This window comes from Acidobacteriota bacterium (assembly GCA_028875575.1).
Taxonomy (GTDB): Bacteria; Acidobacteriota; Terriglobia; order Versatilivoradales; family Versatilivoraceae; genus Versatilivorator.
The window spans coordinates 1-17,599 of sequence record JAPPDF010000040.1; the positions used below are offsets into that span (position 1 = coordinate 1).

Consider the following 17,599-nt stretch of genomic DNA (forward strand, 5'->3'; position numbering starts at 1 on the left):
CTTGAGGGGGAGTCGGTGAGACAAGGGCTCCGCCCGCAGTCGAACCGGTGGGGGGGACGGAATCGGCGAGATCGCCAGATAGACGATCCAGCCCGCGGTCGAGCCGGTGGGGGCCAGTCTACGAGGTTTGTAAGAGACCCCGGTTTCTCCCTCGTATGATCCGTCCGGCAGGGCGGGAACGGCATGGGCTCGGCCGTAGCACAGTCCTGGTGACGTTGCCGGTCGAGCCGCGTGGAGGAAATGAACGAGGCTGCGGGAAGACTTGTGCGGGCGGGACGCCCGCGCACCCGAGTGGGCTTCATCCCCTGACATTGTCGCAGAAAAGGAGGTCCATCGGTATTCGTCTCCGTTCGTGGTTTCTCTTCAAAAATGATCGGCAGTTTCTTCCTCCAATGATCTGTCCGGCAGGGCAGGGGCGGCACTTATTTGAGGGACTGTGCCGAGACCGACAAGATGCTTGGCGTGTCGATCGAATAGCTCTTCACTCTCCACTCTTATTCAGTATTCAATCGGTTGTTCTTCGAAGTGTCGATGGCGTCGGTACTGGATGCGGCAGTCGACCCGCACCAGGGCCAGGCGGCCGGCGATGTCGGGGTCTCGCCTGAGGAGCTTGACCCTCAACCGATTTCGGCCACTCCTGGGGTAGCGGTCGGGGTCGAGATGGAAGTCGTAGGCATAGCCGTAGGGTGTGATGGAATGGGCGCTGGACTGCTGGTCCACCAGCCGGTAGGTCATGTCGACCTTCTCCAGAATGGAATCCGGCAGCTCCTGCTCATTGAGATGGACCTCCACCCTGTCGTAGTTGGGGAGGATCTCCCGAAAGCGGACTCGCAGCACCACGGACTTGACGCGCCCCAATCGGCGCCAGTGCTGCAGGTCGTCGGCCACCCGGAACGACACCTGGTGGGATTCTCCGGGTTCCAGCTCCTTGGGGAGCTGGATGTCTCTACCGGGCAACCAGCCGGCCGTGGCCTCATCCCGGATGTCTGAGCGCACCAGGTAGTGCTTGTCGGCCTGGGCCAGAAGCTCGGGGTGCCCCAGCAGGCGCAGCGCTTCATAATCCCGCGTGGTCCAGGGCCAACCGTTGGGAGCCCAGACGTGGTCGGCGATGGCAAAGCCGTCGGCGCCCTGGCCGTAGGCGTTGGCGGCGGCGGCCCAGATCATGGCCGGGGTGGCGCTGGGCGCGAATTGCCGATAAAGGTTGGTGTGGAAGGCGTAGTAGATTCGACATGGGGTGCCGCGGGTCAGGGCTATCACCGAGGCCAGGTCGACATCCTGGTCCACCCCTTCTTCCTCAGTGAAGCTGCTCTCGCAGAAGAGCCCGTCCACCAGTTTCTCCGAGACCCACAAGCCGACCTCGTACCCCACCAGTTTCCAGGCATCGGGATGAGCCGGAATGCGCAGGTAGATCGGCTTGGGACGTTTCTGCAGGTCCCGGGCCCGGTCGGCCACTTGGCGCAGGTCCCGCAGCCATTGGGTGAGCAGCGGGGCCAGCCGGTCCACCTCGCTGAACCGGCAATAGGGTAGGGCCGAGGTCAGGTTCAACTCGACGCCGTCGGTCTCGTAATCGGAGAGCATCTCCGACAGGAGACGGAAGCGTTCCTCCCTTACCTCGGCGTGGAGAAAGCTGAACCGGGACTTGAGCAGGCCGGCAGCCCTGGGGTCGGGGTCCTCCCCCACCTGAAACCGGGGATTGTCCAGGGTGAAGGCCGACCAGCGTCCCAGGTTTCGGTGGGTTTGCCGGTTGCCGCTGTGAAGGCTGATCCAGGTGCTGGGGATCATGCGGATGCCGTGATGATGGCAGCGGTCGCAAAGGAGCTTCAGAGGATCGTGACCGTCTGCGATCAACTGACGCAGGACCCGTGCCGTTCTGCCCCAGACATAGTGGTCCCACCGCTCGACCGTATCTCCCCACAGGTCGGCCACTTGACTGGGATAGAGAACCGTCCCATGGGCTCCGGCCGCGAACAGCACCAGGGCGTCCACTCCGCTTCCTGCCAGTTGATCGACGATGGTGCCGTAATCTTGCGGAGTGATCGGTGGCTCGAAGCTGTCCAGTCCTCCGACGTGGCGCCCGTCGTTGAAGAGGAAGACCCGAGGTGGGGTGTTCGGGTCCCGACGCTCCGGTGGGGTGCCTGAACCGGAGGTCGCCTGGGCAGCCGGACCTGCGGGGATACCGGCCGCCCGCTTTCGCAAAAACTTTCTGCGGTTCATTCGGGGGGAGTAGGGGACGTTGTGCAATGGGTTGACGCCCACGTCTCGACTGGAATCACCGCACTGCTGCCCAGGGAAATATTCCAAAAAACAAGCACGTTCCCCCTTGCAGCATTGCGAGTTCGGGGAGAGCTGCGAAGCTGCGGTTGACGTGGGTTACCCGGCAAGACGCCACCTACGAGCCATCCTTATAGAGCTGCGAAGCTGCGGCTTAGGGTAGCCCCGGGTGTCAACCCGGGGTCGTATGGGTTCTGCGCCAACCCAGCCGCGAATGCGGCGCATAGAAAGCACCCGTCCCCGAACGCAATGCCTCCGCAAAAAAGTAGGAGACGCCTCGTTACCCCCCACCGGCTCAACTGCGGGCTGATGCGGTGGGGGGGTGGAGGCCTGGCCACCGAGGCGTGCCCCATTCTTTTTGCTCTAAGTGTTCTCCGTGTCCATGGTGGATTGAGAGGCGGCACTGCTGAGAAATGCAGGACTAAGCCAGGATCTTGTGGGCCACCACACCCGCCACGTCGGTCAGGCGGAAGTTCCGGCCCCCGTAGGTGTAGGTCAGTTTTTCGTGGTCGATTCCCAGCAGGTGGAGCATGGTGGCGTGAAAGTCGTGAATGTGCATGCGGTCTTCAACGGCGTGGTAGCCGAACTCGTCGGTGGCCCCGTAGGCAAAGCCACCCTTGACTCCGCCGCCGGCCATCCAGATGGAGTAGCCGTAGGGGTTGTGGTCGCGGCCGTCGCCGTTCTGGGATACGGGGGTGCGGCCGAACTCGCCGGCCCAGATGACCAGTGTATCCTCCAGCAGTCCCCGCCCTTTCAGGTCTTTCAGCAAGCCCGCGATGGGCCGGTCGACCTGCCGGGCATTATCGGTATGCTTGGCATAGAGCTCGCCGTGCTGATCCCAGCCGACCCCGCCGGGCATATAGGTGTGAGTGCACTGGATGTAGCGGACGCCCCGTTCGGCCATGCGTCTGGCCAGCAGGCATTGCCAGCCGAAGTCGGCGGTGAGGGGGTCGTCGAGGCCGTAGAGCTTCCGGGTGGGTTCGGATTCCTTTTCCACTTCAAACACTTCCGGGGCCGCGGCCTGCATCCGAAAGGCCAGCTCGAAGGCCTGGATGCGGGCTTCCAGCTCTGGGTCGTGCCGGCGCAGCTGGCGGTGCCGGAGATTTATGTTCTGCAGCATGTCAAGCTCGTAGCGGGCCAGCTCGGGCGAATAGCGCTCGTTCAGGAGGTAGCGGATGGGTTCCTTCTTCACATCCTTGACATAGAGCCCCCCATGCCCGACGGCCGTTCCCTGATAGGCCCCCGGCAGGAAGGCCGAGCCCCAGTTCTTGGCGCCGCCGTGTGAGAGTGCCGGCTTGATCATGATGAATCCCGGCAGGTTCCGGTTCTCCGTTCCCAGTCCGTAGACGACCCAGGACCCCATGCTGGGCCGCACGAAGGTGCTGGTGCCGGTGAAGGTCTGGAGCATGGCCGCGCCGTGGTCAACGCCCTCCCCAACCATGGACCGGATCACGCAGAGGTCGTCGGCACAGTCGCGGACGTTGGGAAAGAGATCGCTGATGGGAAGCCCGCTCTGGCCCCCGGGCCGAAACTTCCAGGGAGACTGCATCAGCGGCCCCGCGGGGTTCTCGTCGTCAAAGGCCAGAGGCCGCTCGATGGGAAGCGGTTTGCCGTGGTCACGGGTCAGGCGCTCCTTTGGGTCCAGAATGTCGATGCCCGAAGGACCTCCGTGCATGAAGAGGAAGATGACCCGCTTGGCTCTGGGCTTGAAATGGGGCGGCCGCTTGTCCAGTGGGTTTCCGGGGGGCGAGGCCAACAGGCCCGACTCCTCGGCAAGCAATCCGGCCAGACCCAGAAATCCGAATCCGCCGGCCGAAGCCCGCAGCATGGCGCGCCTGGACACGGGCACCTGAAGTTTTCGGTAGAGGGAACGGAGATCATTCATATTCGGATCCGGCAGCATTCGGCTCAGCCTCAGGGCGCTCAATCCACGTACATGAAGGCATTGGAGGACAACAGGGCTCTGCAGTAACTCTGCCAGCCCTGGAGCCGGCTGTCGTCCCCCGGCGACCGCTCCTGAAATCCCCGGATGTAATCCAGAGCCTGGTCCAGTTCCTCACTCCGGGGGTGTCGATTCAGGGTCTTGAGATGGGCAAGATTCAGCCGCTCCCGGTCACTGGAGTCCGGGTCCTTCAGTAGAAGCTCGGCCAGCCCGCGGGAGCGCATCTCCACGAATTGGCTGTTGAGCATGAAAAGGGCCTGGGGAGCCACGTTGGTCTGGAGGCGCTCTCCCGAGGAAGTGGTGGCGTCGCCGAAATCGAACAGGGCGAGCAGCGGGGGCAGATTGGCGCGTCGCAACGGCAGATAGACCGTGCGGAGGCGCTGGGTCTCCGGATCCATGCTCAACCGCTCGCTGCTGTTCTCCGGCTGGTACCCTGTTCCGCTCTGCAATGTGCCCCCCATCTTCAGGTCGATGGAGTCGTCCAGGGCCAGCATGCCGTCGCGAATTTCCTCCACCTTCAGTCGCCGCCTGGGGAAATAGGACAGCCAGAGGTTCCTGGGATCGGTTCGAGCCGTCAGCTCCGAGCGAGCACTCGCCATCTGATAGGCGCGTGACCTCATGATCGATCGGTGAAGGTGTTTCAGGGACCAGCCATTCTCAATAAACTTCCGCGCCAGATAATCCAGCAGTCGCGGATGGGTGGGTGCTTCCCCCTTGGCTCCGAAGTTGTCGGGCGTCCGCACCAGGCCCTGGCCGAAATGCCAGTGCCAGACCCGGTTGACCATCACGCGAGCCGTGAGCGGATGCTCCGGCTGTATGAGCCAGCGGGCGAGTTGCAGGCGACCGCTGCCCTGGCTGACTTCCATGGGAGGGCACCGCGTGTCGAACACCCTGGGAGAAACCTTGGGAGCATCCTCGCCCGGATTGGCGGGGTCACCCCGGACGAAAACTTTCTGCTCGACCACCTCTCCGTCTTCCACGGCGTTGGCCATGTCCGGTTCCGGAGGCGCGGCCTTCTCCAACTGCTCGATCTCCTTCTGGAGCCGTACGATGGCTTCCCTGCGCTCCTCGGAGAAGAGTTGGGTGTCGCCGGGCTCGAGGATAAAGGGCGTCTGGTAGCTATCGTCCCTCGGATTGCCCTTCAGATAGACTTCGTGGAAGAAGCGGTCCCTGCCCGGAATGAACTTGGGTCGGTCCTCCTTGGCTTCATCCGGCCCGGCCTTCTCGACCCGTTGCCGCCAGGCTTCCAGTTCCCCGTTCCACTCGTGTAGTTGCTCGCGGAACTTGTCCTGATAGTCCTTGGCGACCGAGGCGCGCTGGTCCTCCCCGGACCGGCGCCAGGCCAGCAGGTGGGGGCGGAACCCCTGGCCGGGCTTGAGATAGCCGGCCCAGCGTTCCAGGATCGACTCTTTCAGTTCCAGCTTGCGGGACAGCTCCGCCGGATTGGCTCCCTGGGAGTAGACCTGATGGGCGGCCAGCATGTAGTCGGCCAGCCGCAGGCTTTCCGCCCCAACGAACCGTTCCTTTTCCTTTTCCACCAGCTTCCCCTGGGCCTGCTTGCGGTCGTCGATTTTCTTCTTGTGATCGAGATAGGTCTGGTGCTCTTCGGGCAGGACCAGGGGCTTCATGAGCATTTCGGAGACGTGGGCGGTCGGATCGACGAAGCTGCGGGTGCTGGCAAAGACGGAGATCAGGGAATAGTAGTCCCGGGTCAGGATGGGGTCGAACTTGTGGTCGTGGCAGCGGGCGCAGGTGATGCTCAATCCCAGAACGCTCTTGGAGACCACGTCAAGCTGCTCGTCGTAGACGTCGTAGACCATCCGGATCTTGTCCTGCTGGGCAACGGCCTTGGGGCCCAGGGCCAGGAAACCGGTGGCGATGATCCTGCGCCGGTCGGTAGCCAGGTTGCCCGTCCTGGGAATCAGGTCTCCGGCGATCTGTTCCAGGATGAATTCGTCGTAGGGAAGGTCCCGGTTGAAGACATCGATCACGTAGTCCCGGTAACGCCAGGCATGGGGGTACTTGTGGTCCTCGTCGTTGCCTGTGGAGTCGGCGTAGCGGGCCACGTCCAGCCAGTGCCTGCCCCAGTGCTCTCCGTATCGGGGTGAGTCGAGCAGCCGCCCGATGACCTTGTCGAAGGCGTCGGGGGAAGTGTCGTTCAGGAAACGCTCGATCTCCTGGACGGAAGGTGGCAGACCGGTAAGGTCGAAAGTGGCTCGCCTCAGCAGGGTCAGCTTGTCCGCCGGAGTAGCCGGTTCCAGCCCCTGCTCCTCCAGCTTGGCCAGAATGAAGCGGTCGATGGGCGTCCTTGGCCAGTCCTGGCGGGTTATCGACGGAGGCCCGGGATCGGCCACCGGCTCCAGGGACCAGAGTCCCTTTGGGCTCGCCGGGGCAGTTCCAGCTTCCTCGCCCGTCCCGGCCGACGGTTCGGGCCAGGGTGCTCCCAACCCGATCCAGGTCTCCAGGGCGGCAATTTCGGCTGGGTCCAGCTTGCCCGCCGGGGGCATCTTGACGGCGTCCTGGTAGCGGACGGCTTGGAGGAGGCGGCCATGCGAGGGAGTTTCAGCCGAGATCAGAGGGCTCCCCGCCACCCCTTGGCGGAATCCCTCGGCGGTTGAGAGATCCAGTCCGGCGGTTGCCAGCTCGGAGTTGTGGCATGCCGTACAGTGCCGGACAAACAGAGGCCGGATCTTTCTCTCGAAAAGTTCCTCCGCTTCCGACCCCTGGCTCCAGGCCGGGGCGGAAAGACCGCAGAGCGCCAGAACCGGCGGGAGCAGAAGCGTTGCCACCTGGGAGGGGTGAAACTGTCTCGATCGATGCATGCGGACTATCGGCTTCGGAAGTGCGCTTCTTTCGGGTGCTCCCCGAAGTATACCGCGATGTGGGCCATGAAGAAAGAGATCGGGGCATTCCGGCGGTTGTTGTATGCTCCTGGCTCGGACTCGAGGACTGGAGGCAGCTCATGACCTACAAGCCGTTCGAGTTGGGAAGCCGGAAGCACGTCTTTGTGGATTGGAAACTGATCGAGCCGGGTTACGGCCTGTCGTTCGGCGGCCAGCGGCCCGAAAGCTGGGAGATGCCCTTCGGGGTGCGCCTGAGGGCCCATCCCCCTCGTCTGGACCGGGTTCCCCTGGTGACGGCCGACAAGCCCTGGGAGGCCGGCAACGCCCGAACCGGCCTGGGAGTTTATAGCACGCTGCTGGAGGATGAGGGGCGCTGGAGGCTCTATTACGACAGCGGGGATCTGAGCGGCGAGCTGGAGGTGGACGAGGACGTGGGAACCCAGCGGGTGATGGCTTATGCCGAGTCCAGCGACGGAATCCGTTGGGTCAAGCCGGAACTGGGGATGGTGACCTATCGGGGGTCGCGCCGCAACAACCTGGTCTTCGGGCTGGATGCCTCGCCGGGCCGGGACGCCCATGGGGCAACCTTCTTCAAGGACCCTTCAGCGCCAGCGTCCCAGCGCTACAAGATGGTCCATCTGGGTTCGCACCAAGGGCGCTTCTGTGTCTACGGAGCGGTTTCCTCCGACGGGTTGCGCTGGAGCATGATCCAGGAGCCCCTGATCCGGAACTACCTCAGCGACACCCAGAGCGTGGTTGACTTCGATCCGGAAAGGGGTGTCTATGTCGGTTACTTCAGAGGCTGGACAGCCCACGAGCATGGCACCTCCCACGCCCGCCGCATCATCAGCTACGCGGAGACGGACCGTTTCGAGCACTGGCCGACTCCCCGGCCGCTGGTCGAGATCGACATGCACGACGACCCCGACACCGACATCTACACCAACTCCTACGCCCGCTGGCCCGGAGCCGATGCCCACCTGATGTTTCCGGCTTTTTACCGCCACTCGGGCGATTTCTCCGAAGTGCACCTGATGACCAGCCGGGACGGCCTGAATTGGCAAAGACCCCTGCGGCAGTCGATCATTCCGGCGGGCGAGCCCGGTTCCGAAGCCGAGGGAGGCGCCTATGCCGGATGTGGCCTGGTCAGCCTGACCCCGGGGGAGTGGTCGCTACCCTATTCACCCCGCCGAGGCTCCCACAACCAGCTCTTCTTCGACAACTCCCGTCCCGAGACCGGCGTGTTGACCGCGAACTGGCGCCAGGACGGGTTCGTCTCGCTGGAGGCGGAGACACTGGGCGGATGCTCCACCCTGATTCTGGCTCTGAGCGGGTCGCGGCTGGTGCTCAATGCCTGGACCCGATTTGGAGGCGAGATACGGGTGGAATTGGCCGACGCCTCCCGGGACAACCGCAGGACCCATGCTCCCGCCCTTCCGGGCCGATCGTTTGAAGACTGCGATCCAATCTCCGGAGACTACCTTGACCACACTGTCACCTGGGGAGGAGAGTCGGACCTCTCCGCCTGGACGGGACGGCCGGTCCGGTTGCGCTTTCGCATGCGCCGGGCCAGGCTCTATTCCCTTCGCTCCGTCTGACATGGGCCATGGCCATTAGCGCACTACTCGCCTGTCTTGTGGCGGTTGCGGCTTCGGTCGCCTGGGTCCCTCTCGCCTGGTCGGAGCCCTCTGGCCGCGGTCTGCCGAAGAGGGGCTACGACCGGTGGAGCGCCTACGGAGGCGGCAACCGGCAGATCCGCTACTCCCGCCTCGCTCAGATCACCCGCAACAACCTGCACCGGTTGCGGGTCGCCTGGACCTACGATACGGGGGATGCCTTTCCCGGCTCGGAGATGCAATGCAACCCCCTGGTGGTGGGCGAGCGGCTGTATGCCGCCAGCCCCCGGGGGCGGGTCTTCGCGCTACACGCGGCCACCGGCAGGGAGATCTGGTCCTTCCGGCCATCCCTCCCAGGCGGGCCTCCCCGCGACAGGGTCCGCATTCGGGGATTGATGTATTGGAGCGGGCACGGCCAGGAGCGGGTCTACTTCTCCTTCTGGCACCGGTTCTATGCCCTGGACGCGGCCACCGGCAAGCCTTGCCTCGACTTCGGAAATCGGGGAACCATCGACCTGAGGCGCCACCTGCGGCGGCCGTCCGATTCACTCACCGTCTCGCTGACCACGCCCGGGGTGGTCTACCGGGATCTGCTCATCCTCGGCAGCACGGTGAGTGAGAGCCTGCCGAGCGCCCCCGGCGACATTCGCGCCTATGACGCCCGCAGCGGCAGGCTCCGCTGGAGTTTCCGAACCGTTCCCGGTCCGGGTGAAGCGGGCCACCGGACCTGGCCCGGAGAAGCCTGGAAAACCGCCGGCGGAGCCAACAGCTGGGCCGGCATGAGCCTGGACGAGCAGCGCGGACTGGTCTACGTTCCCACCGGCTCGGCGGCTTTCGACTTTTTCGGCGGGAACCGTCCAGGCCACAACCTCTTTGCCAACTCGTTGCTCTGCCTGAAGGCAGGGTCCGGCGAGCGGGTCTGGCACTTTCAGGTGGTCAGGCACGACGTGTGGGACCGGGACCTGCCGGCCCCGCCCAGCCTGGTGACCGTGTTCAGGGAGGGCAGGCCGGTTGACGCCGTGGCCCAGATCACCAAGTCCGGACACGTCTTCACCTTTGACCGGGAGACCGGCCGCCCCCTGTTCCCCCTCAGGGAAGTCGAGGTTCCGGTCGCGGGTGTCCCGGGCGAGCGATTGGCCGCCACGCAGGTCCTTCCCGCCAAGCCGCCTCCGTTCGCCCGCCAGCGTCTGACGGAAGACCTGTTGACCGATCGCACTCCGGAAGCGCACCGGGAGGTGTTGAAGCGCTTCCGGAGGCTGCGCAGCGGGCCCCAGTTCACGCCTCCCAGCCTTGAGGGGACCGTTCTCTTTCCGGGTTTCGACGGAGGGGGCCAGTGGGGCGGGGCGGCTTTCGATCCGGAATCGGGACGGTTGTACGTGAATTCCAGCGAGATGGCCTGGATCCTGCGGCTGGTGGAGAGGGAGACACCCGCCGGTCCCTTCACCGCCCGGCAGCTCTACCGCTGGAATTGCAGCGGCTGCCACCGGCAGGACCGCAGCGGCTCCCCCCCGGAGTTCCCCCCATTGGTGGGCCTGGAAGAGCGCCGTTCCGAGGAGACGGTGCGCCGGACCCTGCGCCAAGGCGGGGGCCGCATGCCGGGCTTTGCCCACCTGGGGGACGAGGTGCTGGAGGCCATCCTGGGGTTTGTGCTCTATGGGAGGGACACATCCGTTCCAGCGGCCCGGGCCGGCAAGCCTCTCTACCATCTGCCCTACGGTCATGACGGCTACAACCGCTTCCTGGATCCGGAGGGCTATCCGGCAGTAAAACCGCCCTGGGGAACCCTGAACGCCATCGATCTCGACAAGGGAGAGATCGTCTGGCAGGTTCCCTTGGGTGAATTTCCGGAACTGGCGGCGAAAGGGATGGCGAGGACCGGATCGGAAAACTACGGCGGTCCCATCGTGACGGCGGGTGGACTGGTGTTTATCGGCGCCAGCAACTTCGATCGCAAGTTCCGGGCCTTCGACAAGACCGACGGACGCCTCTTGTGGGAAGCGCTGCTGCCGGCCTCTGGAAACGCAACCCCGGCCACCTATGAAGTGGCCGGGCGCCAGTTCGTGGTGATCGCGGCCGGGGGCGGCAAGAGCGGCGCCCCATCGGGCGGAAGCTACGTCGCTTTCGCCTTGCCTGTGGACTAGCCAGGCTCTCTGCGGCTCCGCGGGGCGGCAACCCGGCCGGAGTTCCGCACGCCGCCCTGGCCGGACCGAGGTGGACGCTCTATGCCCACCGGCCAGTGAAGTCCCTCTGGCCAGTGGTCGGAAAACCACCGCAGGGCCCGTTCGTAGCTGCCGACGGTAAAGTCCCGCCCCGCCCGGATTCTGGCTATGCGTCCACCGTGGTTGAAGACAAGGCTCGAGACGCGCGACTGGCTGAGGTTCACCTTTCGGCAATAGCACTCGAACAAGGTCAGGAGAACCTCTCGGTGATTCATTCCGCTACTATACGGTTATAAAACCGTAATTCAAGTACTTTAGTTTTGGTAGTATATTTTGTGGTATTATTACCCCATGACTTTCAGGCAACATCTCCTCGACCTGATCGATCGTTGCGGCGTCTCCGACCGCCACCTCTCCATCCTGGCCACCGGCAGCTCCGATACTGTCCGCAACATCCGCCGCGGTTCCTCCCCCCGCCTGGATTCCCTGGAAGCCATCTGCCGCGTCCTCGGCCTTCGGCTTCAAACGGCCCCGCTGGATGACCCCGTCGAGTTACCCGATGGAGCGCCTGCTGTCGAGAAACGTCCCGACTGGGCCCGGCGGCTTCGTGAAGACATCCGAAGCGACCTTTCCCTTCTCCTCGGCCAAGCCAAGGAAGAGGAGGTTCCGGCCGGTGACCACCACGTAACCATCAAGCAGTTGGCAGCCGCCGCGGGCAGCAAGGAGGAGTCCAAGGAGAGCGTCGCTGGCTATATCACCTTCACTCGAAGCTGGCTGGATCGCCACGGACTCTACCCTCACCAGTGCACCATCGTCGGTGTCAGGGGAGAGTCGATGGCGCCCACCCTTCCGGACGGCTCCGCGATTCTGGTCGACCGCAACCGCGCGCAGCTCCAGGAGGGGCGAATCTTTGTTCTCCAGACCGATGACGGCATGATGGTCAAGCGTTTGGACAGGGACCCGGGAGGCAGTTGGCGGTTGATCAGCGACAACCCCGATTGGGCTCCAATCCCCTGGCCTGTCGGCGCCAAGGTCTTCGGCGAGGTCAGGTGGGTGGGGAAACAGGTGTGAGGGGCACAAGTAAGTAGAATCACGGGAATGCGTCCGTGCCGGGGGCGCAGGCATCCAGCCCTTACGTGTTCCCTGCCGGTGCTTCCGCCCCCCTCCAACGCCTCTTGACCCGGGTGCAATCCGGGAACCTCCTTTAAACCACAGACCAGTAAAAGCAGTGGCACCTTGCGAGGGCATCGGTCAATCCTCCTTCCCCGGTTCCCTCCTCGAAATCGGTTGCCTCACCCCTCGAATTACATCTCCTGTCTTTTTCAATAACCGGTGCGACCCGGTGAAAAACGCTGTCTAACCACAATACGCACAAAAGGCACAACTTGTATTTTTGTGCCTTTTGTGGCCGCTTCCGGTAAACATCCCGCTGCCGACTCTTGTAAAAGGCTCACCGCATCAATCCGTTGATTGGTGTTTATTCGTGTCCGTTCCTGGTTCGCCGTTCCCTGTCGTGGATTACATTCTCGATTGGTTTCAGGTAAGTCCCTGAATTGCATCAACCTGGCGGGACGCCCGCGCTCCCGGGGAATTCTCCCTCCAGGCCGGCGGTTGGGGACGCGGAGTTTGTGGTAACATGCCAGCAACCGGCCGCCAAGGCGGCCTATATTCATAGTCGGGGCGGGGAACAATGAGAAAGAAGAGAAAACTGAGCCGTGGGGTGGCCTTGGTCGGCGCGGGGATGTCCCAGTTCGGCATGTTCAGGGACCGGGACTCCAAGGACCTTTTTCTGGAGGCCTTCCAGGCAATGATAGCCTCGGTGGACAAGGGACTGGACCCCGCCGATATCGACGCTTTCTACCTGGGCAACTACAGCAACGACTTTTTCGTGCGGCAATCCCACTGGGGCGCCATTCTCTCCGACACGCTGGGTCTGGTCCCTCGGCCGGCGACCCGTACCGAGGGTGCCTGCGCTTCCAGTGCGCTGGCCTTTCGGGAAGGCGTTTTCGCCATCGCCTCGGGGTTCTACGATGCGGTTCTGGTCGGGGGTGTGGAGGACATGTCCAAAGGCGCCACTGAAGTGGTGGCCGAAGGATTGGGCATGGCGGCCATTCCTTACGAACGGGAGGTCGGGTTCACCTTTCCCGGAGTCTTCGGCACCATTGCAACCGCCTATTTCGATAAGTTCGGGGCCTCCCGAGAGCATCTCATGAACGTCACCATCAAGAGTCATGACAATGCGGCTCGGAACCCCAAGGCACAGCTCAGCGCCACGTTGGAAGAGGTCATGGTCGCCAAGAAAAGGAGGGCCGAGAGCAAGGGGCGCCCGGTTCCGGATTGGCCGGACCCCAAGGCTTTTCTGCGAGACCCCAGGGCCAATCCGGTGGTAGCCTGGCCGATTCACCTGTTTGACTGCTGCCCCATCAGCGACGGAGCCTGCTGTCTCCTGTTGGTGGGTGAAGAGTTGGCTCGGAGCTTTACCGACGATCCGCTTTACGTTGCCGGAATCGGGCAGGCCAGCGGGCGTGGTCTGCACGCCTCCGAGGATCTGACCACCTTCGAAGCAACCCGGTATGCGGCCCGGGAAGCCTTTGACATGGCCGGCATCGCGGCGGAGGAAGTCCAGTTTGCCGAGGTACACGACTGTTTCTCCATTGCAGAACTGCTGCATATCGAGGATCTGGGTTTCTTTCCGGCCGGTCAGGCATACAAGGCGGTAGAAGATGGTCAGACCCGTTTGGACGGGTCCAAGCCCATCAATACCTCGGGCGGACTCAAATGCAAGGGCCATCCCGTCGGGGCTACCGGGGCTGCCCAGATATTCGAAGTATGGACCCAGCTCCGGGGACAAGCCGGGGAGAGACAGGTGCCCGGCCATCCGCGCCTGGGCGCGGCCCAGAATCTGGGAGGGACCGGAGGCACTTCGACCGTCACCGTTCTCGAAAGGAGATAGCACCCTGGAACCGAGGCCCTTCACCGATCACTCCTTTCAGGCATACCTCCGGGAAGGAAAACTGATGGGATCGAGATGCCTGGCCTGCCAGGCAGTCTTTGTTCCTCCTCGAGCGCTCTGTCCCCAATGCGACCAGTCGAACATGGAGTGGGAGCTGATGGAAGGACGGGGTAAGCTGGTGGCTTTCACCTGCATTGCCATCGGTACACCGGCCATGCTGAAGCTGGGCTATGGTCGAGAGAACCCCTATTGCACCGGCGTGGTCGAACTCGAGGAAAAAGCCCGGGTGGTGGCCCGAATTGAGGGGGTGGATACCCGCAATCCCGGGACGATCTCCGTCGGGATGCCGCTCCAGGTCGATTTCCTGCAGGAGGATAGCGGTTCGGGGTCGCGGACGGTCCTTGCCTTCAAGCCCCTACATGCGGGTTAGCCTTATTTCTGGGGCAGGACACTAGACAGCATTGGACTTAGCCGATAGACTCTGTCGGCATCTCTTCGAGGAAAGGGTTTAGCGGTGATCAAACTAGACATCATCAACCATGTCGTCGAGCGGACCGGAATCCCCAGAAGCAAGGCCGAAGCTGCCGTTGACGCCGTGTTCAATGCGATGAAAGGCGCGCTTCAACGCAATGATCGGATAGAGCTGCGGGGATTCGGCGTCTTCAACATCAAGCCCCGCAAGACCGGGATCGGCCGCAACCCCAGGACCGGGGAAGAAGTTTCCATTCCGCCCGGCAAGGCCGTTCGTTTCAAGCCCGGCAAGGATCTGCAATCCATCTAGCACCGCCGTGCCATCCGGATGGAAGCCACCGGATGGCTGCCCCGTCCAAATCTCCGGAAACAAATGAGTCCCTGTAGGCCGTTGCGCTGCCTGGCTGGCGGCTGCCCTCGCTTTCCGTCCAAATCCCAAGAGATTCCTCCTCAAACCGCTATCCGGCCTGCCGGCAGCGATCCTGCCGAGGAAAGCTACATCAGGTCAATCGGGTCGATGTCGATGTGGATCCTGCGGAGATCCAGTCCACTGGTCTGGGCCTGATGGAGGGTCTTCCGGAGAAGAGCCTGCAGCCGGGATCGACTCCTGGACTTGATCAGGAGTTGAAATCGGTGTTCCGATCGGATTCTGGGCAGCGGAGACTGGGTGGGTCCCAGAATGCGAGTCTGCGGGCCGCGGGCCCCTTGCAGCAGCTCGGCGAAACGGTTGATGGTCTCGGTCGCCGCTGCCAGGTTCTTGTCGCGGACCAGAATCAGCGCCAAGGCGGTGAAGGGTGGGTAGTGCATGAACCTGCGGAACTGAATCTCCTTCTCGTAGAACCCCTCGTAGTCGTGGGAAGTCACGAAACGGAAACAATAGTGCTCCGGGCAGTAACTCTGAATCAGGACCTCTCCCGGCAACTCCCCCCTTCCGGCTCTCCCGGAAACCTGGCTCAAGAGCTGGAAGGTCCGTTCGGCGGCCCGAAAATCGGGAAAAGACAGGGAGTGGTCCGCCGAAACCACCCCTACCAGGGTGACGAAGGGAAAGTCGTGGCCCTTGGAGATCATCTGCGTTCCGGTAAGGATATCGGTCTTGCGCTGCCGGAACCGGCTCAGGATTTGACGGTGAGCATCCTTCCTGCGGGCCGCGTCCCGATCGAGCCGGTCCACACGGGCCTCAGGGAAGGCCTCCTTTAGCAATCCCTCCACCTTTTCCGTCCCCTCTCCCATGAAGTAGAGGTGCTTGCTGTGACAGGCAGGGCACTTTTGAGGGACCCGTTGCCGGTAGCCGCAGTAGTGACAGACCAGGGCCTTGCGAATCTTGTGGTAGGTCATCGCGATGCTGCAAAAGCGGCACTGAATGTTCTCTCCGCAGCTACGGCAAAGCACGTGTGCGGCGTATCCGCGGCGGTTGAGCAGAACGAGGATCTGTTCCTGCCTCTCCAGACGGTCCCCGATGGCCGCGCTGAGCTCTGCCGAGAGCGGAGTTATACGGGAGGTGGTCTCGAAGTCCGCCCGCATGTCGACCAGGCGGGTCTCGGGGAGTGGCCGGGAGTGAATGCGAGCCGCCATTCGAAGGTAGCCATATTTCCCTTCCCGGGAGTGGTGGAAGGTCTCGATCGACGGCGTGGCAGAGCCGAGCACCACCACCGCCCCGGCCTGCTTCCCCCGGACGATGGCCGTGTCGCGCCCGTGGTAGCGGGGACTCTCCTGTTGCTTGTAGGAGGGATCGTGTTCCTCGTCCACCACCACCAGTCCGGGGTTTTCCAGGGGAGCGAACACCGCCGAGCGGGTGCCGATCACCACCCGGGCATGCCCGCGCTTGATTCGCCACCACTCGTCGTGGCGTTCTCCATCGGACAATCCACTGTGCAGGATGGCCACCGTGTTGCCCAGGCGGGCGCGAAATTCCTCAGCCACCGCGGGGGTGAGCGCGATCTCCGGCATCAGCGCCAGGGCGGTCTTTCCTGACCTCAAGGTGTGCTCGATCAGGCCGAGATAGACTTCCGTCTTGCCGCTACCGGTCACGCCATGCAGGAGAACGGCCGAGAAACGCCCGGCGTTCAGCTTCGGAATCAGCGCCTCCAGGGCCTTGCGCTGCTGTTGGGACGGCACCCGGGGTTGATAGCGGCCGGCAGGGTCCGTCCCACCCAGTGGATCCCGCGCCACCTCGTCCCGGCTCAGTCGGACCAGTTGCCGTTGCTCCAGACGCTCCAGGGCCGGTCGGGAGACGGAAAAGAGCTTGCGAAGACCGGCCAGGCTCACGGCGCCTCCGGCGCTCCGCAGGTGGGAGATCAAGGCCCTTTGGTTGTCGGTCAGCCTTGCCTCGGGCAAGGCTTCTTTCCAGTCGGGGTGGAGCGAGAGGAACCAACGCTTCTTGGCCGCGACAACCGTACCCCGAGGTGCCTGCTCGATCCGAATCCAGCTTGCAGCCGCCAGTGCTTCGAGTTCGGCTGCAGTGACCCTGTGCTTCGCCAGCCTTTCGAGAGCCCGGCGGTCCAGCCCGGAGTGCCGAGCCAGCAACTCCAGGATTTGCCGTTTCCTTTGGCTGATCTCTGCGCTATTCTTCGTCTGCTTCAGGAGGCGCTCCCCCGAAGCAGTCAGGCTGAAGCGCTGCTCCATCCTGGGATTGATTCCGGGCGGCAGGCAGGCCTTCAGGACCTCTCCCAGCGAAGCGAAGTAGTAGTCGGCCACCCAGCGGCTGAGTTCGAAGAGACCGGGTGAGATCAAGCTGGAATCGTCCAGCACTTCCAGGACGGGTTTCAGTTCGACCGTTTGGGGGAAATCGGAGGGGAGGCGGGGATGGGCCTTCAGCACATAGCCCGTAACCTTTCGGTTCCCGAGGGGCACCAGCACCCGCTGGCCCGGCTGCATGGGCTTGGAGGGGGCCTCCGGGAGACGATAGTAGAAGTGTCGTGTGATCGGGAGCGGCAGGCTCACTTCCAGGTACATGGGTCTTTACTTAACCGATTTCCACAGGGTTTGAAAGGGGTAATGAGAGAGGCGTTTACAGAATTCGGCAGCGGGACCCTTACCGGGAATGGCCACAAGAGGCACAAAGAGAGCAGAACACTGAAAGGCTGTAGGGAGTTGACTCCCGCACATGTCGCACGAGCTCCAGGTAATCTGCGTACATTCGGTCAACGCGAGTCCATGGGGATCAACTTCGGATCGTCAAGACTCGAAATCAGGAAGTTCGTTTTGTGACTTTTGTGCTTTTCGTGGTGAACCCGCTTTTTTCACCAGGTCGCACCCGATATTGAAAAAGGCATGACATGACGTTTGTTGGCAAAATATCCTGCTCCACCGCCAATTTTGCAAAAACTCGAGGGATCAAGGGACCA

10 protein-coding genes are annotated in these 17,599 nt (G+C 63.1%); 6 read left to right on the forward strand and 4 right to left on the reverse strand.

Annotated features, from left to right (window positions below; translation table 11 throughout):
* Nucleotides 1-498: 498 nt before the first annotated feature.
* The 3 genes from OXI69_05740 to OXI69_05750 form a co-directional block, all read right to left on the reverse strand.
* Entirely contained in the window at nt 499-2,256 is a 1,758-nt protein-coding gene (locus tag OXI69_05740; protein MDE2665632.1) for a hypothetical protein, read from the reverse strand.
* Nucleotides 2,257-2,692: 436 nt separating this feature from the next.
* Complete coding sequence (locus OXI69_05745; GenBank protein MDE2665633.1) at nt 2,693-4,156, reverse strand: DUF1501 domain-containing protein; 1,464 nt, start codon at nt 4,154-4,156, stop codon at nt 2,693-2,695.
* Between the two features lie 38 nt (nt 4,157-4,194).
* Nucleotides 4,195-7,035, reverse strand: a complete 2,841-nt coding sequence (locus OXI69_05750) for a PSD1 and planctomycete cytochrome C domain-containing protein (protein ID MDE2665634.1) — start codon at nt 7,033-7,035, stop codon at nt 4,195-4,197.
* Between the two features lie 140 nt (nt 7,036-7,175).
* Here OXI69_05750 and OXI69_05755 point away from each other — a divergent pair, with 140 nt between their 5' ends.
* The 6 genes from OXI69_05755 to OXI69_05780 all read left to right on the forward strand — a co-directional run bounded on the left by OXI69_05755 (nt 7,176) and on the right by OXI69_05780 (nt 14,565).
* Nucleotides 7,176-8,654 (forward strand): hypothetical protein, encoded by a 1,479-nt coding sequence (locus OXI69_05755; GenBank protein MDE2665635.1) that lies wholly within the window; start codon nt 7,176-7,178, stop codon nt 8,652-8,654.
* 8 nt (nt 8,655-8,662) lie between these two features.
* Nucleotides 8,663-10,813: a PQQ-binding-like beta-propeller repeat protein gene (locus tag OXI69_05760; protein MDE2665636.1), complete on the forward strand. Its 2,151-nt coding sequence runs from the start codon at nt 8,663-8,665 to the stop codon at nt 10,811-10,813.
* Between the two features lie 369 nt (nt 10,814-11,182).
* Nucleotides 11,183-11,902, forward strand: a complete 720-nt coding sequence (locus OXI69_05765; GenBank protein ID MDE2665637.1) for a S24 family peptidase — start codon at nt 11,183-11,185, stop codon at nt 11,900-11,902.
* A gap of 619 nt (nt 11,903-12,521) precedes the next feature.
* On the forward strand, nt 12,522-13,784 hold the full coding sequence (locus tag OXI69_05770) for a beta-ketoacyl synthase N-terminal-like domain-containing protein (GenBank protein ID MDE2665638.1): 1,263 nt from the start codon (nt 12,522-12,524) through the stop codon (nt 13,782-13,784).
* 4 nt (nt 13,785-13,788) lie between these two features.
* Nucleotides 13,789-14,214, forward strand: coding sequence for a Zn-ribbon domain-containing OB-fold protein (locus tag OXI69_05775; protein ID MDE2665639.1), 426 nt, complete (start codon nt 13,789-13,791; stop codon nt 14,212-14,214).
* An 84-nt stretch (nt 14,215-14,298) separates the two neighbouring features.
* A complete protein-coding gene (locus tag OXI69_05780; protein MDE2665640.1) occupies nt 14,299-14,565 on the forward strand; it encodes an integration host factor subunit beta in 267 nt (88 codons plus the stop codon).
* Nucleotides 14,566-14,750: 185 nt separating this feature from the next.
* Here the strand turns inward: OXI69_05780 and priA are convergent, their stop codons facing one another.
* Entirely contained in the window at nt 14,751-17,207 is a 2,457-nt protein-coding gene (gene priA / locus OXI69_05785; GenBank protein MDE2665641.1) for a primosomal protein N', read from the reverse strand.
* Nucleotides 17,208-17,599: the final 392 nt, after the last annotated feature.

Excerpts from the sequence above, each read along its gene's own strand:
- OXI69_05745 (MDE2665633.1), bottom strand. The coding sequence starts at position 4,156 with ATGAATGATCTCCGTTCCCTCTACCGAAAACTTCAGGTGCCCGTGTCC.
- OXI69_05750 (MDE2665634.1), bottom strand. The coding sequence starts at position 7,035 with ATGCATCGATCGAGACAGTTTCACCCCTCCCAGGTGGCAACGCTTCTG.
- OXI69_05755 (MDE2665635.1), top strand. The coding sequence starts at position 7,176 with ATGACCTACAAGCCGTTCGAGTTGGGAAGCCGGAAGCACGTCTTTGTG.
- OXI69_05760 (MDE2665636.1), top strand. The coding sequence starts at position 8,663 with ATGGCCATTAGCGCACTACTCGCCTGTCTTGTGGCGGTTGCGGCTTCG.
- OXI69_05765 (MDE2665637.1), top strand. The coding sequence starts at position 11,183 with ATGACTTTCAGGCAACATCTCCTCGACCTGATCGATCGTTGCGGCGTC.
- OXI69_05770 (MDE2665638.1), top strand. The coding sequence starts at position 12,522 with ATGAGAAAGAAGAGAAAACTGAGCCGTGGGGTGGCCTTGGTCGGCGCG.
- priA (MDE2665641.1), bottom strand. The coding sequence starts at position 17,207 with ATGTACCTGGAAGTGAGCCTGCCGCTCCCGATCACACGACACTTCTAC.